The organism is Roseimaritima sediminicola, from assembly GCF_009618275.1.
GTDB lineage: Bacteria > Planctomycetota > Planctomycetia > Pirellulales > Pirellulaceae > Roseimaritima > Roseimaritima sediminicola.
Genome location: NZ_WIAD01000013.1, coordinates 82492 through 97358 on the forward strand (window position 1 = coordinate 82492; position 14867 = coordinate 97358).

A 14867-nucleotide genomic window follows, 5' to 3' on the forward strand; every position below is an offset into this window, starting at 1 on the left:
GACCTTAGGATGGTTTGCGGTAGGCGTCGTTGCGACGGCGGGCGCGGCTGCGTTCGACTTCGCTGGTCCCTTCGACGACGACTTCATAGAAGGTGGCGTCCGCGTCGTTGCTCTTTCGCAGCACTCGGCCCAGCCGCTGGATCGCTTGTCGGCCGCTGGACAGCCCGCCCAGGACGATCGCCGTTTTCACCTCGGGCAGATCGACGCCTTCATCGAGGACACGGTTGGCGACCAAGACCGGGTAGCGGCCGGCGGCAAAGCCTTCCAGGTATTCCCGTCGTTCTTTCTTGGCGCAGTGCGACAGCAGGCAGGGCACCATGAACCGCAGCGAGACTTTGCGGGCCATCACATTGGAGCCGGTGAACACGATCACTGGGGCGTCGGCATGCAGACGAAACAGGTCCTCCAGCACGCGTAGTTTGCCTTCGGCGTGCTCTTCGATTTTGCGTTTGGCACGAAAGGCTTGGACCGCGGCCCGTGCCTCGGTGGCTCGCTCGGGATCCTCGCTCGCGGCGGCGACCAATTTGTGAACGTCTTCCCAGCGGAAGGATTCGTCGATCTGCCGCTGGTCGTAAACAAAGTTCTGCACCACGGCGGACAGTTGGCGGTAGCTTCGCTCTTCGGCCTCGGTCAACTTGACGGCGATTCGGCGGACCGTGTAATCGGCCAGGGTGCGACCGGCGGCCTCTTGGATCGTTTGGTGATGCAGGACGGGACCGACGCATTGTTCCAGCACCGCAAGTCGCTCGGGCGAACTCGGCAGCGTCGCCGTCAGCCCCAGCCGCGTGGTCGCGATCGACATCCGAGCGGCGTCCGATCGCCAAGACCCCGACAGATGGTGGACTTCGTCGAACACGATCATCGAGAACCGATTGCCGATGCGAGGCATGTGGATGGCGGCTGAATCATACGTGGTCACGCTGATCGGGCTGACCCGGTAAACACCGTCCCCGATCAGACCGGCATCGAGGCCGGTGGCCTGGCGGATTTTCTCGTGCCACTGGTACATCAAGTCTCGCACCGGGACGACGACCAAAACGCTGTCGGCGTGCCGCAGGATCAATTCGATCGCGATCACGGTTTTGCCCGTTCCCGTTGGCAAGACCAACAACCCGCGGCGGTCGCCCGCTTCGAAATCGGCCACCGCCCGGCGCTGGTCGTCGCGCAGCCGAATGGTTCGGCGGTCAGAGAACGACGCCGACAAGGGCCGCTTCCGCGGTGGTTCTACCTGCCACCGGATCGTGTCGCCACCGGGCAGCTCCGGAGCCAGCCGCCGCGACACCTCGCCGAACCACATGGCGTCGCAGCGAAAGCCGCCGTCGCGGGGATCGAAGCGAATCGGCAGCCCGCCCAGTCGCTCGACGAGCAGCGATCGCGAAAACCCCGCCAAGCGGAGCGTGCCTGCTTGAAATTCAACGATGGGCATCGGCGATGCAGTACAGGGCTTGATCGCTGCGCAAGTACAACTTGTTCTCAGAAACGGCCGGTGAAGCGTTGAAGTCGGTGTCGTCGCCGGCCAGGACGTTTTGAGCCACCGGCTGGAAGGTATCGCCGGGCTTGTAGACCAGCGTCCCGCTGCGACGCGTAACCACATAGATATGTTCGCCGATCAACACAGGTGAAGCGTACACCGGGCGGCCGCTTGCCAGGTCGTCAACACGCTCGCGATAGATCTCCTCGCCATCTTCGGCCGAGATGCTGTAGGCGATCCCGCGGTCATCGATCCAGTAGAGACGGTTCTGGTGAAGCAGCGGGGTGGCGACGTAGGAACTGGACCGGTTGGACCAGAGAACGTGCGAGTCGGTAACGTCCTTTTTTCCACCGGCCTCGACCGCGATGCTGCCCGATGCGCGGAAGCCGCCAAAGCTGTAGATCGTTTTCCCATCGACGATGACCGACGGGCACACATTCCCGGACATCGGTGATTCGCAGAACCAACGCAGCTTGCCCGTCTTCGGATTCAGCGCCCAGATCTCTTCGGGCACGCTGATCACCAGCTCATAATCGCCGTCGCCCAGGTTGACCAAGCGGGGCGTGCCGTAAGTCAATTCCAACATGCCGGCTTCCTGTTTCCACAGCACTTCACCCGTGGCCTTGTCCAGCGCGATGATCGACTTCGACTCCTCGGACGCGTTGACGATCAGGCGATCCTCGAACAGGATCAAACTGGCCGCCGAGCCCCATTGTCGGTTGCTGGACTCTTTGCCTACATCGACGCTCCAGTTTTTCTTGCCGTCCAGGCTCAGCGAATGGACGCCGCCCTTGCCGAGGAAAACGTAAACGTGCTCGCCGTCGCTGACCGGCGTATTGCTGGCGTAGCCGTGTTCGGTGATGTAACCCTCGTAGCGATCTTCGCGGTAGTCGATCGGGAAATCGACGGACCACAGCGGTTGGCCGGTGTGCTTGTTGAAACACAGGACCTGGCGTTTCGCTTCGGAATCGCTGCTGACATAGCACGTGACCAGCACCTTGTCGCCGACCACAATCGGGCTGGATGATCCCGGCCCCGGCAACTCAACTTTCCACGCCAGGTTCTGCGAATTGCTCCAAGTGACGGGGACGACATCCTCGGTTTTAGCGTTCCCATGGGGCCCAAGAAACTGAGGCCAGTCGTCCGCAAACAGGGCAGGGCACGCGGTAAGCAGGCAGAGGAAGGCAAATAGTGGGCGGCGCATGGCTCTGGACTCTCGGACAGAGAAGGACGTGAAGAGAGGACGCGGAGCCGCAGAGGGCAACGTTCCGTGGGCTCTGGGTATGTGCTCATTCTACGCGTTGTTGCAAAGTGATGGTTTACAATAGGTCAGGCACGTCGGCATGAATCCAGCAGTAAACCCCTGCGTCAGCACTGTCCCAAAGGGGGCAGTGGTGCCGAAGTTAACGTTGTGGCGTGCATAGCGGGGTCTAGAATCCGTTCGGTCACGGAGATTGCGTTTTGTTTGAAAAGCTTTTGCTGACTGGTGTGGCGGGCAGGCTCGCCGCCGGCGTTGCTCTGTTAGCGTCTTGTCTGACGGCCGCCGCACCGGCCGCCGCCGACAAGCCGAACTTCATCGTCATCTTTACCGACGATCAGGGCTATCAGGATCTGGGCTGCTTTGGTTCGCCCGACATTGAAACTCCGCGTATCGACCGGATGGCCGCAGAAGGGATGCGGTTTACGAACTTTTATGCGCAAACCGTTTGCGGCCCATCGCGAGCAGCGTTGTTGACCGGATCCTATCCATTGCGGGTCGCCCGGCATGCCGACCCCGATTCGATTCATCCCGAGCTGCACACCGACGAAGTGACCATTGCGGAGATTTTGAAGCAGCAGGGGTACGCGACCGCGGCGTTCGGTAAATGGGATTTGGCGGGGCATCATCAATTCCGCTACGTGCCGGAGTTGCTGCCGACGCATCAGGGCTTTGACGAGTACTTCGGTACGCCCGGCAGCAACGACCAAGCGGTCAATCTGATCCGCGGTACCCGGCGAGTCGAAATCAACGCGGACATGTCCACGTTGACGCGGCGGTACACCGACGAGGCGCTCGACTTTCTCGACCGTCATCGTGACCAGCCCTTCTTCGTGTATCTCGCCCACACGATGCCGCACACTCGCCTGGCCGTCTCCGAAGCTTTCAAAGGCAAGTCCGCCGGCGGGTTCTATGGCGACGTGATCGAAGAGATCGATTTCAACGTCGGACGGGTGTTGGACAGGGTGCAGCAGCTGGGGCTGGACGAAAACACCTATGTCATCTTTACCAGCGACAACGGCCCGTGGCTGCTGCGTGGCGATCACGGCGGCCACGCGGATCCGCTGCGCGGGGCGAAGACGTCGTGCTGGGAGGGCGGGCTGCGCGTGCCCTGTGTGATGCGAGCTCCCGGTCGGATTCCGGCGGCCAGCCAGTGTGACGCGGTGACGGCAACGATTGATCTGCTGCCCACCCTGGCTCAGCTGGCCGGCGGCACCGTGCCTGCCGACCGCGTCATCGATGGCGTCGATATCTCGGGCCTGATGCACGGCGAACAGGACCAGCTGCAGCGGCCGTTTTACTACTATCAACACGACAGCCTGCGAGCGGTGCGAGCGGGCAAGTGGAAACTGATGCTGCCGCACACCGAACCGGTGCAGGGCAGCATCGCCACGAAATGGCGGCGACATGTCGCCAAGGAAGATGCGGTGCGGATCGGCCGGCCCCAGCTGTACGACCTGGACGCCGACATCGGCGAAACCACGAACGTCGCCGCCGAGCATCCCGAGAAAGTTGCCGAGCTGATGGAGCTGGCCGAGCAGGCGCGGCAGGACATCGGCGACCACGACCGTTTCGGCGCCGGAGCCCGCACCTTCGGCGCCCCCCGCCGCACGTTGTCCGGCGAACAAGCGGCAAATAACCAAGGCCGTTAGGAACAAGGGCGAGGATTACAGCCACCGGGCAGTGACGGCAGGGCAACGCCCTGGGGTTGAAAACCGACAAGGCGCCGAGCCCCAAGGGGGCGGCCCTATTCGTTGGCAAGACTTTGGATTGGTAGAAGCTACTCTTTCGCCGTGGCGCGGATGTCCCAGTTAGGCCAGGGCTGGAAGTTGGCTTTGCCGACGTTGTAGGGTGGCACGCCGCCGGCCGGTTGTAGCTCGCGGTGCGTCTTCAGCTTGGCGACCAGCGTCTGCACGACTTCGGGGTGCTCTGCCGCCACGTCGCTTTGCTCGTTTGGGTCTTCGCCCAGGCGGAATAGGTGGACGCGGTGGCGGTCGGTGATTCCCGCGCGGCGCAGGTCGGGACCGATCACGACCAGCTTCCAATTCGGCGTGGTGATCGCCATCGTTTCCTTTTCCGGGCCCGGTTGTCCGTGATAGGAAAACCACGGGCGCGGTGGCAACGTTTGCCCGCGGCCGGATAACACGTCGCTGACGTCGATGCCATCGAAGGGGCGGACGCGTTCTTCCGCGGATTGCGGTGGCACGCCGGCGCTGGCCAGGATGGTGGGCATCACGTCGATGTAACCCATCGGCTGGCGGACCGTTCGCCCACCGGGCCAAGCGCGCGGCCAACGCACGCAAGCCGGCACGCGGATCCCGCCTTCGAACGTCGTCAGCTTGCTGCCGCGAAGCGGACGGTTGTTGCGCTCGAAACGGCCGACGCCGCCGTTGTCGCTGAAAAACCAAACCTGCGTGTTTTCGGCCTCCGCTTTGCCGCTGGCCTCGATCGCTGCCAGAATGCGGCCGATGGCCTCGTCCATGCTCTCGATCATGGCCAGGTAAGTCGCTTCGCGCTGCGGGCGGCCGGGGCGGGTATGGCGCGCGATGGCTTCGGGTTTGGCTTGGAAGGGAGAATGGGGCGCGTTGAAGGGAACGTAACAGAAGTACGGTGCCTCTTCGGGGGCCGCCTGGCGGATGAACTCGACCGCCGCGTCGGCGATCAAGTCCGTGGCGTAGCCGCTGCGCTGCGAAGGTTCTAACCCCTCATGCCAATCTCGCTGGCCTTCACGCTGCAAACTGAAATAGTCGATCGCGCCGTTGTAATGACCTTCGAACGCCGTAAAGCCCTGCCGCAGCGGATGCCAGTCCAGTCGATGGTGTCCCAGATGCCATTTGCCAAAGATGCCCCGGTGTGTGTAGCCCGCATCGGCGAGGGCTTCGGCCAGCGTGCGCTGGGCAGTGGGCAAGCCGTAGTCGCGATAAGGCGGGATGACCGCGCGGGCCAGCCCAAAGCGAATCGGGTAGCGGCCCGTTAATAATCCGGCTCGCGTGGGCGAGCACATCGGGGCCACGTAGAAACGGTCCAGTTCGATGCCTTCTCCGGCCAAGCGATCCAGGTTGGGCGTCCGGGCCCAATCGGAATGGTACCCCACGGCGTTCCAGCCCAGGTCGTCGGCCAGCAGGATCACGACGTTCGGTGGCGGGGCCGCAGCGGAAACTGTGTTGCCGGCGATCAGCAGTCCAAGGCAGAGGGTTAGAAAGCAGTTTTTCATCGGTTGGTGCTCGGGACAGGATTAACCACAGAGACACAGAGGGTGGGTGTTGCAGAGCGAGGCGTTTGATTCCGTCCTTGAGGACGGGGACGTTGAAATTGATCAGCAGTCCCAAAGGAACGTTGGCAAGTTTCATGTAGGAGAGTGTTTGGGCCGTGTGCACCGGTGCCAGCGATGTCACGGATTTCAAATGGCGGCACCGATTACGGCTCCGGTCAATTCCGATCCACTCATCTCTGTGTCTCTGTGGTTAAGTCGGCCAGCCGTCTTTAAGGATCCGCGTCATCGCCTGCAAGGTTTCCTTGCTGACGTGGTGCTCGATGCCTTCGCTGTCGATGGCCGCGGTCTGGGGGCTGACGCCCATCGCTTCCAAAAAACTTTGCACGATCTCGTGCCGCTTGCGTGAGGCGGCGGCCAACCGCCGGCCGCGAGCGGTCAATTCAATCGGCTGGTAACGCTCGGTCGTCACCAACCCATCCCGCTGCAAGCGGGCAATCGTATTATTCACCGTCGCGTGGGTGACCGCAAAATGCCGGACCAGGTCCATCGAACGGCACCGTCCTTTTTCGGCAATCGTGTCGGCGATGGCTTCGACGTAGTCCTCGGCGACTTCGCTGGCGTGGTCGTCGCGGGTGCGTTTGTGGATTCTTTCGGCCAATTCAAAGACTCTTCGGCGGCGGCGACGCGATCGGCTGGTCCGGCCCGGTGGCCGAGGGCCCTTTAATTTACCTGAATCATTTTTCCTCTGTACCCCCTTCTCCCGCGGTGCCCGGCAGCCTAGAATCGCCCAGCATAAAGTTAGTCGTTGCTAACTTTTCGAGGCGCTCCAACGGTTCGGCTCCGTTTTTTTGTGCCCCGAGTTAGCCGTGGCTAACTTTAGGGGCCGGTGCTCGACGTTTTGTGGAGGTTTGAAACAGATGCGGAAAACGATGGCAGGTCAGATACCAAGGCAGGCGAAACAGGTGGGTTCCGAAGAGGCGAGCGGCGTTGAGGCCGCGGGCATGGCCGCAGGTGCGGCTCGGCGCCGCTCGGGATTCACGCTGGTGGAACTGTTGGTCGTGATCGCGATCATCGGCGTATTGGTTGGACTCTTGCTGCCAGCGGTCCAGGCGGCGCGTGAGGCCGCGCGGCGAATGTCTTGCAGCAACAATCTGAAACAGATCGGCCTGGCCGCACAGAACTATCACGCCACCTTCAATCGCTTGCCGTCCGGTTATGTGTCGCATCCGACCAACAATGGGGCGGTGCCCGCGCATGTGTTGATCGATCCCGATACTTGGGATGCGGGTCCGGGCTGGGGCTGGGCCGCCGGCCTGTTGCCCTTTGCCGAAGCCAATGTGGTGGCCGATAACCTACGTTTCGACCGCCCGATCTGGGCCCCCGAGAACCGTTCGACCGTGGGCATGAATCTGCCGCTGTGGCTGTGTCCAACCAGCTCGGGCGATTCCGAGCCGTTCTTGGTTACCGGACCCTCGGGACAACCGCTGAGCGTGGGCGGGGCGCCGGTTCGCCTCGGCCGCAGTCACTACGTCGCCAGCCATGGCCAAGAAAGCTGTTGGGGCGAGTGCGGGGCGGTGACCAGCGGGCCGGTGTTCACCGATATCTACACGTCCGAGACCGCCGTGGTCAGGATCCAAGGCGATGCCAGCCGAGTGGCCGATGGTCCGTTCTATCGCAACAGCCGGACCCGTTACAGCGATGTCACCGACGGCCTGAGCAATACGATCTTCTTCGGCGAACACAGTTCGGCCCTCAGCGACAAAACCTGGGTGGGCGTGGTGCCCGGCGCGATGACGCATCCCCGGTTCAGCTCGCCGGAAAACGGACCCGATGCCGCGGCCACGCTGACCCTGGTCCATGGCGGGCCCTCGGGCGGCGAGCTGGACATTACCGGCCACCCGATCATTCATCCCGTTAACTTTCCCACCTATCACGTCGGGCAGATGTTTTCCCAACATCCCGGCGGCGGGATGGTGGCCCTGGGGGACGGTTCGGTCCGCTTTATCAGCGAGTTCGTGGATCTGTACGTGTGGGCAGAGCTGTCGAGCATGAACGAAGGCGAAGTCATCCGCTGGGACAAACTCTAGGAGAAAAACCGTCATGGGATCAAAACACTCGGAAACAAAATGGGACGGTCGTTCGGTCGCGATGCTCGCGGCGGCGCTGGTCGGCTGTTTCGTGCTGGTTTGGTGGCTGCTGCAGAAGGAGCCGCAACTGAACCGGCACGAGTACGACACCACGATCGCGCTGTACCGGATCTGTAACCAGCGCCGGCTCGCAGAACTGGACCAGATCGAGAACTTGCTGGAAACCGATCCGGCGGCGATCGGTTCCGCCGAGTCGCAGCAAGCGATCCGCGAGATCGTCGACGCCGCCCGGCAAGAACGCTGGCAGCGCGCGGCGGTCAGGTGCCGACGTTTGTTGGAAGCTCAGGTCGATCGCTGAACGGACAAGTCGGCTTCAAGCCGGCATGGGATTCGCAGCACCTATCACGCTGTACCACTTTGTTTGTCCCCAGCGATTCTGAAGGAGAGCTACTCGCGATGTCCGACCATATCTACAAAACGATCGAGATCACCGGAACCTCGACCAATTCGATCGAAGAAGCCGTGAACAACGCCGTTCGGCATGCGGCCAAAACCGTCCGCTCGCTGCGGTGGTTCGTGGTGACCGAAACCCGGGGCGAAATCGATGGTGACGCGGTGAACCACTGGCAGGTTACCGTGAAGATCGGTTTCACGCTGGATGCCAGTACTTAGGCATCGCCGATTAAGGGCACGAAACGCACCCCGCCCAGGTTTTCTCGTTCGTAGTCCTCGGGCCCTCGCTTGAGGATGCGAACGAGGTGCTGGGGGGCGGCTTCGGCGCCCAGGGGAATGACCAATCGGCCGCCCTCGGCCAGCTGGTCCAGCAAGGCCGACGGGATCTGGGCGCTGGCCGCGGCCACGCTGATCGCGTCATAGGGGGCGTGGTCCGGCCAGCCGCGAGTGCCGTCCCCGTGATGGACATAGACGTTGTCGTAACCGCCACGCTGCAAGCACTCCGCAGCCGCGGACGCCAGCTCACCCAGTCGCTCCACCGTATAAACCGCAGCCGCCAAGTGGCTGAGCACCGCGGCGGCATAGCCCGAACCGGTACCGACCTCCAGCACGCGATCGTCGGGTGAGAGCTGCAGGGCGCTGGCCATCAGGGCCACGATGTAGGGCTGGGAGATGGTCTGTCGGTGGCCGATGGGAAGGGCCGTGTTGGCGTAGGCCTCCTCCCGCAGATCCTCCGACACGAAGGCTTCGCGCGGTACTTGCTCGAGGGCTTGCAGAACCGCCGGATCATCGACTTGCTGCTCGAGTTGGCGGATCAGCTGACGACGCTGCGCGGCGGAGGATGGTTCTTGAAAGGCGGACATGGTGATCGTGGGGTTTGAGCCAGATCAACGCGGCACGATGGTGAAGCCGGCCTGCTTGGCCTTGTCGATCATCGCCCGTCGCACAGCGGTGACATCCGGGACGATGACGCGGGTATCGGGCGGCAAGTCCGCCGCGCGGTAAACGCGTTCGGTCACGTCCTCGACCAACACCGGCCGACCATCGGTCACCTCCTGGTGTTCATCGGTCAACACTCCCGTATGCACGCTATCGGCCGCCGTGCCTTCGACTTCGTCGCTGTCGCGGCGACCGGCATCGTGCGAGAAGCCTTCGTGCTTCCACTGGACGCTAAGCTCAGCCATGGTTGAGGGTCTCCTGGTATTAGTGGTTGGCTCCGGCGACATTGAATCGCCGATACAGGCCCATCATGATTTGATGGATACCGAAACAAATCAGGCCCAGGCCGGTGATTCCGATCAGGATCTTGCCGTAGGGTTGCGAGGCGATGGCCGCCAGGGCATCGCTGATCCCCGCGATGTCGCCGTCGCCGGTGCCGCGAACCGCGGACATGATGATGAAGCCACCGATGATGGCGAATGCCACCGCCCGGGTGCTCAGCCCGATTCGACCGACATACAAGGCGAGTTTGCGTTTGTTCTCGTCCATCGCCGCCAGGTCGTATTTCTCCATGAACTTGGCTTTGATCGCTTTGTAAACAAAGGCGATGGCCACGCCGATGGTGATTCCTCCGGCAATGCCCAGCAGGACGCGTCCCCACATCGTATCGAGCAGGGGACCGGCTTGGCCCTGTCCACCGCCACCGCCGGAACCGATGGCGATCGACGCGGCAAAGAACGCGAGGGTCAAATACGCCAAACCGCTGATCGTGTATCCGATACGTTTGATCACACCCTTGGCATCGGTGCCTTCGCCCTCGGTGTCTTTGATCGCTTGGACCAACCGCCAAGCCGTGTAGCCGAACAGACCGATGGCTACCAAACCCAGCAAGATCCGACCAAAGGGCTGTTGACCGATCTCGCGGATGGCCTCTCGTGCCCCGGCAATCTCACCGCCGGCACCGATCGCCAACTGGAAGGCCAGAAACCCGATGATGCCGTACACCACTCCTTTGGCGATATAGCCGGCTCGCCCCAATGGTTCGATCCAACCGGGCACTTCGGGCAGCGAACGGGTACGGAACCCATGCCAAGTGATGGGGCCGCTGGGAGTGGTTGCGGACATGTGACGAATTCCTGTGACGAGGAAAGAAAAGAAGAGAAAGAAACGGTTCAGCCAGCGACCGCTCGATCGACGGGAGCCGGCGAAGCCGCCCGCCGCGGTCGGGCGTACTGGAATTGCGAGGCCCGGTGCTGGGATTCGGTAGCTGGGGCGCCGGACGGATCGGAGCCGGCGCCGCTGGCAGGAGGCACCTCGTCTTCACCCAGTTCGCTCTGTTCCACCCGGCTGACGCCTACCAACGGATAGGAAACGCCATGGTTGGTTTGAATCAGTGTCGTCGTTTGCATCGAAATATCAGCTCTTCTTAGAGATACAGGTAACATGCGTTCGTTTCGCCTCGCGGAGGCGAGCAATTGGATTTACAGCTGGTGCAAGCGGCATGCCAAGCCGTGCGATTGTCCGGGATTGGGTTGGCATAGGATTCGCATCACACCCCGCTCGGTTTTGGGCCCGCTCCGTTTCTGGCCCGCTCCGTTTCTGGCCCACCCAGCCACTGCTGCTGCCATCTGTATCGCCGCGTTCCGATCGCGGTGCGTTTTCTGCAATCATTCGCCGGTGTCACCTTGAACCTGCCCGCCAATTCCGACGGCCCGATCCCCACGACGGACGGCGTAGACCCTACGACGGACGGCGTAGACCCCACGACGGACGGCCTAAACGATGGCATCGAAGAACATCGCTGGCCGGCCTACGGCGTCCACGTTCTGACCGCTTCGGGGATCGTGCCGGCCGCGTTGGCGATGGCGGAGATCGCTTCCCCGGACTGCGATCCGCGGTGGGTGTTCGTGTATCTGTTATTGACCACGCTTATCGATGCGGTCGACGGACCGCTGGCGCGGCGATACCACGTCAAACGATATGCGCGGGCGATCGATGGTCGCACGATCGACGATCTGCTGGATTACCTGACGTTTGCTTTTATTCCGCTGATGCTGGTTTGGCGGATGGGGTGGTTGCCGGAAGGGTGGGGTTGGACCGTGTCGGTGGCGATGGGGGCCAGCCTGTTCGGGTTCGCCCATCGCGAAGCCAAGGACGAGCGCGGCGGTTTTTTTCGAGGCTTTCCCTCGTACTGGAACATCTTTGCGTTCTACGCCGGTTTGTTGTTTGCTGCGGCAGGGCCGTGGCCGGTCGCGGCGTTGATGGCCGTCCTGGCGGTAGCCACGGTGCTGCCGATCCGTTTTATTTACCCCAACCTGGCTCCGCCGCCTTGGCGAACGTGGCTGCTGGGCGGCGCGGCGGTCTGGTCGTTGTTGATGCTGGCGATGTTGTGGCCCTACCCGGACCCGCCGCCGTCTCTGACGCTGGTCTCGCTGGTGTATCCGGCGCTGTACGTCGCGGCCAGCATCTGGTTGGCTCGCCGACGCCCGGTCTGACTTACACCAGACCGGCTTTGCGCTGCTTGTCGCGATGGGTCGCTTTGACGATGGCTTCCTTGGCCGAGGTGGGCAGCAAGCCGTGCTGGCAAGCCAGTTCCGCGACCGCGATGCTGTCCCGGACCAAGTGCATCGGTACGCCCGCGGCTTCGCTGCGGCGGACGTGACGGGCGACCTTTTCGTCGTGGACGCTGTCCTCGGCGGGGTCGATGTCGCGGATGAAGATGGCTTTGATCCGCGACGGATGCGCTTCGGCCAGCAGGGAATACAGCCGTGCGTCTTCCTGTCCCGAGTCGCCAAAGAGCACAAACGGCAAACCTTCGAAGCGCTCGACCAGCTCCTTGGCCTTGTGCAATTTATGTTCGTGGCCCGCTTTTAAGAATTTGTTCTGGTCGAAACCCAGGTCGCGGAGCAGCAGCGGCCCGTGGGGGATGGCGTTGAGTTCCAGGAAATCTTCCAGCAGGTCGTACAGGTTCCAAGGCGAACTGGAGATGTAGAAGATGGGGTTCCGCGGCGGGTCGTGCAGATGACCGCCGTGCTGCAGCGACTCGTACAACCCGGCCACGCCTTCGAGCGGAGCTCGCGTGCGGGCGTTGGCGAAGAACGTCAACTTGGCCATCGTCGTCAGGTCGGTCGCTCCGGTGTGCAGGATCGTGTCGTCGACATCGCTGATGACCGCGTACTGCGCCCCGCCGGAGACCTGCAGGAAGGGGGCCGTCGTATCGGTCCCGGAGACCGGTTGACCGTCGTGGTCGATGATGCACAGCTGCGCCGAGGACCAGAACAGGTTTTCCGAAAGCGGCTGGTCGCACGGCAAGTCCAAATGAAAATAGCCTTCGGCATCGCTGACTGCCGTGGCCGTGGCCGAACCCAGGGCCGCCCTGATTCGCACCCCCGGGACTTCATCGCTGGCGAATCGCTGCACCGTATTGCTGAGGTTGTGCCACCACTGGTCGTTCTGGAAATCCGGGTTCAGCGGTGGATTGGTCAGGATCCGCCCGTGGACGCGGACCGCGTCGCCCGAGCGGTATCCACGATAGGCCTGGATCTTGGGTTTGCCGCTGCGGCCGAGGCGTTTGCGCAAGCGGCGCATGCCTGCATCGGCAACGTCGTCAACCGACGAAGCGGCTCGGGTAACCCAGGATTTCAATTCGTTTCGCCAGGATTCGGTTGTGGTTTCCGGCATGGTTGATCCTGTCTTCGGAGGGAATTATTGCTTCACAGGGGAGGATTCGGTCGCTTCGGATTCCGCCTGTTCCAGCCCCTGGTCGGTGACGTGGTAGGTGGCGCTCTGGTTGACCCGCACCGAAGCTTCCCGGTCGACGATCGAGATCTCGGTAGGGAAGCAGCGGGAGAGCGTCAGAATCATGCGTGGTCGAAGCTCCACTTCGTCCTGTTGGTCATCGGCTCGAAAGCGAACGGTTTGCGTCTGACCCGTTTGATTCATCAGCTTCACTCGAAACGCGGCCGACTTGGGGCGGCCGAACAGCTGGACGGCGTAGAACGTGGTGCCGTCTTCGGAGGCCACCGCCACGCCGGTGTGGGTCGAGTAGTCGGCCAGCATGTTCTTGCGGTGTGGGGGCGAATCGATCCAGCCCTGGACGAACACCTCGGTCAACGAATCCACACTGACTTCGCCCGTGTTGGTGCGATAGGCGATATTCTCGCGCACCACACAGTAATCGTACCCGGCCGCTTCGGCTCGCTGAGCCGGAGTTCGGTCGTCGGCGCGATGGCCGTACTGATCGGTTTCCGCCATGAACTGGGCGAAACGCTCGGCTGCTTGGGTCAGCGAGGCTTCGCTCTCAAGTGGCGGCAGGTCTTTCGACTGCCGAAACTCATTGGTCTGGCGGATGATCGCGTCGACCACCTCCGGCAGGTCCGGCCGCGCCGGAGACTGAGCCAGCCCGGTGGAAGCCGTGGCGAGGCAGATGGCTGCGCCGAGTAACATCCCGGCAGCCGTGCTGAACAACCGGCCGGGGAACCATTGGTGAAAAGAAGATCGCACAGCGAGCGTGGGCATCGATCGGACCGAGGGGCTAGAGCAGCAAAGAAGAACGGCAACGTGTCATCGCCTCGCTGGTGCCGAAGCGGTGCCGAACCAGGTAGCGAAGCGACGATCGTTTGCGGAGCAACAATCGTGCCGCTGCGCGGGGGCTCGGCCCCGCGGCCACGCAAGTGCCCCTTCCGGTGGGATAGCGCCCTTCCGGCGGGATAGCGCCCTTCCGGCGGGATAGCGCCCTTCCGGTGGAACTGCGGCCGGCGGTCCGGGGAAGAAGCCCGGCGACCCGCCGCGCTCGCGGCTTTGGTACAGTAATTGCTCAAGTTCCCTGGTATTGGCGGCTTTGCCTTTCCTTCAAGCCTGTCTCGCGATCCGCCATTGTGAGGCATACCCCGAGAGAATCCAAATGAAACGTAACATCACCAAAACCCTGCTGGTTAGCTTTTGTTCGACGGCACTGGTCTTCGCGACCGTCGGCTGCGACGTGGACCAGACTCGCGAAGGTGAACTGCCCAACGTCGATGTCGACGTCGAAGGCGATCCGGGCCAAATGCCGGCCTACGATGTCGAAGGCCCAGATGTGGATGTGAACATGGAAGAGAAACAGGTGGAAGTGCCCGATGTGGACGTGCAGATGGAAGAAAAGACCATCGAAACGCCCAATGTCGATGTCGACGTTCCCGAATAATGGGCTTCGCAAGCCTTGGAATAATACGCAGAACCTCACCGAAGCCTTCGTGGCCGGTGGGGTTTTTTATTTCGCTCCTCTGGCGAAAACCCATCCGTGTGCCGGCGCGGAAGCGGTTTGCGTGAGCGGTTCCCAAACGCTTGGGCGAACCCCGACGTGATCGGCGGGGTGTGGCACGCAAATCGCACATGTTGTGGTCACAGTCGACTCCGGCACACTCGCTGGGGGAGCGAACGCCGTCTGCCGACACCCGTTCGGCC

Annotated in this window: 16 protein-coding genes and 1 pseudogene; 6 read left to right on the plus strand and 11 right to left on the minus strand. The window is 62.5% G+C overall.

The window, feature by feature from the left end:
• Positions 1 to 4: 4 nt before the first annotated feature.
• Both GE027_RS09035 and GE027_RS09040 read right to left on the minus strand, forming a co-directional pair.
• Entirely contained in the window at positions 5 to 1426 is a 1422-nt protein-coding gene (locus GE027_RS09035; RefSeq protein ID WP_153556868.1) for a DEAD/DEAH box helicase, read from the minus strand.
• Complete coding sequence (locus GE027_RS09040) at positions 1413 to 2675, minus strand: outer membrane protein assembly factor BamB family protein (protein ID WP_153556869.1); 1263 nt, start codon at positions 2673 to 2675, stop codon at positions 1413 to 1415. Before GE027_RS09040 ends, GE027_RS09035 begins: the two co-directional genes overlap by 14 nt.
• A 257-nt stretch (positions 2676 to 2932) precedes the next feature.
• Between GE027_RS09040 and GE027_RS09045 the strand changes: the two genes are divergently transcribed.
• On the plus strand, positions 2933 to 4381 hold the full coding sequence (locus tag GE027_RS09045) for a sulfatase family protein (RefSeq protein ID WP_237607414.1): 1449 nt from the start codon (positions 2933 to 2935) through the stop codon (positions 4379 to 4381).
• A 128-nt stretch (positions 4382 to 4509) separates the two neighbouring features.
• Here GE027_RS09045 and GE027_RS09050 read toward each other — a convergent pair whose 3' ends face one another.
• The 3 genes and pseudogenes from GE027_RS09050 to mntR all read right to left on the minus strand — a co-directional run bounded on the left by GE027_RS09050 (position 4510) and on the right by mntR (position 6601).
• A complete protein-coding gene (locus GE027_RS09050; RefSeq protein ID WP_153556870.1) occupies positions 4510 to 5943 on the minus strand; it encodes a sulfatase-like hydrolase/transferase in 1434 nt (477 codons plus the stop codon).
• A 70-nt stretch (positions 5944 to 6013) separates the two neighbouring features.
• Positions 6014 to 6124, minus strand: a pseudogene (locus tag GE027_RS23585) (GxxExxY protein); the annotation flags it as partial.
• 69 nt (positions 6125 to 6193) lie between these two features.
• Positions 6194 to 6601, minus strand: coding sequence for a manganese-binding transcriptional regulator MntR (gene mntR / locus GE027_RS09060; RefSeq protein ID WP_153556871.1), 408 nt, complete (start codon positions 6599 to 6601; stop codon positions 6194 to 6196).
• Between the two features lie 343 nt (positions 6602 to 6944).
• Between mntR and GE027_RS09065 the strand changes: the two genes are divergently transcribed.
• From GE027_RS09065 to GE027_RS09075, 3 genes are all read left to right on the plus strand, one after another.
• Positions 6945 to 8030, plus strand: coding sequence for a DUF1559 domain-containing protein (locus tag GE027_RS09065; protein ID WP_153556891.1), 1086 nt, complete (start codon positions 6945 to 6947; stop codon positions 8028 to 8030).
• A 13-nt stretch (positions 8031 to 8043) separates the two neighbouring features.
• Complete coding sequence (locus tag GE027_RS09070) at positions 8044 to 8388, plus strand: hypothetical protein (RefSeq protein WP_153556872.1); 345 nt, start codon at positions 8044 to 8046, stop codon at positions 8386 to 8388.
• A gap of 98 nt (positions 8389 to 8486) precedes the next feature.
• Positions 8487 to 8702 carry a dodecin gene (locus GE027_RS09075; protein ID WP_153556873.1) on the plus strand — a complete coding sequence of 72 codons (216 nt, stop codon included), beginning with the start codon at positions 8487 to 8489 and terminating at the stop codon, positions 8700 to 8702.
• On the opposite strand, the gene GE027_RS09080 is transcribed toward GE027_RS09075, so the two are convergent.
• The 4 genes from GE027_RS09080 to GE027_RS09095 are packed head-to-tail and all read right to left on the minus strand — an operon-like array spanning position 8699 to position 10831.
• Positions 8699 to 9346 (minus strand): protein-L-isoaspartate(D-aspartate) O-methyltransferase, encoded by a 648-nt coding sequence (locus tag GE027_RS09080; protein ID WP_153556874.1) that lies wholly within the window; start codon positions 9344 to 9346, stop codon positions 8699 to 8701. The genes GE027_RS09075 and GE027_RS09080 overlap by 4 nt on opposite strands.
• A gap of 24 nt (positions 9347 to 9370) precedes the next feature.
• Positions 9371 to 9667 carry a hypothetical protein gene (locus tag GE027_RS09085; RefSeq protein WP_153556875.1) on the minus strand — a complete coding sequence of 99 codons (297 nt, stop codon included), beginning with the start codon at positions 9665 to 9667 and terminating at the stop codon, positions 9371 to 9373.
• A gap of 19 nt (positions 9668 to 9686) precedes the next feature.
• Positions 9687 to 10547 (minus strand): DUF1206 domain-containing protein, encoded by an 861-nt coding sequence (locus GE027_RS09090; RefSeq protein WP_153556876.1) that lies wholly within the window; start codon positions 10545 to 10547, stop codon positions 9687 to 9689.
• Positions 10548 to 10594: 47 nt separating this feature from the next.
• The gene (locus tag GE027_RS09095) at positions 10595 to 10831 is read right to left on the minus strand and encodes a hypothetical protein (RefSeq protein ID WP_153556877.1); all 237 of its coding nucleotides are present in this window, start codon (positions 10829 to 10831) and stop codon (positions 10595 to 10597) included.
• Positions 10832 to 11074: 243 nt separating this feature from the next.
• Between GE027_RS09095 and GE027_RS09100 the strand changes: the two genes are divergently transcribed.
• Positions 11075 to 11917 carry a CDP-alcohol phosphatidyltransferase family protein gene (locus GE027_RS09100; protein ID WP_390621580.1) on the plus strand — a complete coding sequence of 281 codons (843 nt, stop codon included), beginning with the start codon at positions 11075 to 11077 and terminating at the stop codon, positions 11915 to 11917.
• Between the two features lies 1 nt (position 11918).
• Here GE027_RS09100 and GE027_RS09105 read toward each other — a convergent pair whose 3' ends face one another.
• Together GE027_RS09105 and GE027_RS09110 are read right to left on the minus strand one after the other, a co-directional pair.
• The gene (locus GE027_RS09105; RefSeq protein ID WP_153556878.1) at positions 11919 to 13103 is read right to left on the minus strand and encodes an App1 family protein; all 1185 of its coding nucleotides are present in this window, start codon (positions 13101 to 13103) and stop codon (positions 11919 to 11921) included.
• A 24-nt stretch (positions 13104 to 13127) separates the two neighbouring features.
• A complete protein-coding gene (locus GE027_RS09110) occupies positions 13128 to 13925 on the minus strand; it encodes a CAP domain-containing protein (protein ID WP_162006649.1) in 798 nt (265 codons plus the stop codon).
• Positions 13926 to 14325: 400 nt separating this feature from the next.
• Here GE027_RS09110 and GE027_RS09115 point away from each other — a divergent pair, with 400 nt between their 5' ends.
• Positions 14326 to 14607, plus strand: coding sequence for a hypothetical protein (locus tag GE027_RS09115; RefSeq protein ID WP_153556880.1), 282 nt, complete (start codon positions 14326 to 14328; stop codon positions 14605 to 14607).
• The last annotated feature ends 260 nt before the right edge of the window (positions 14608 to 14867 follow it).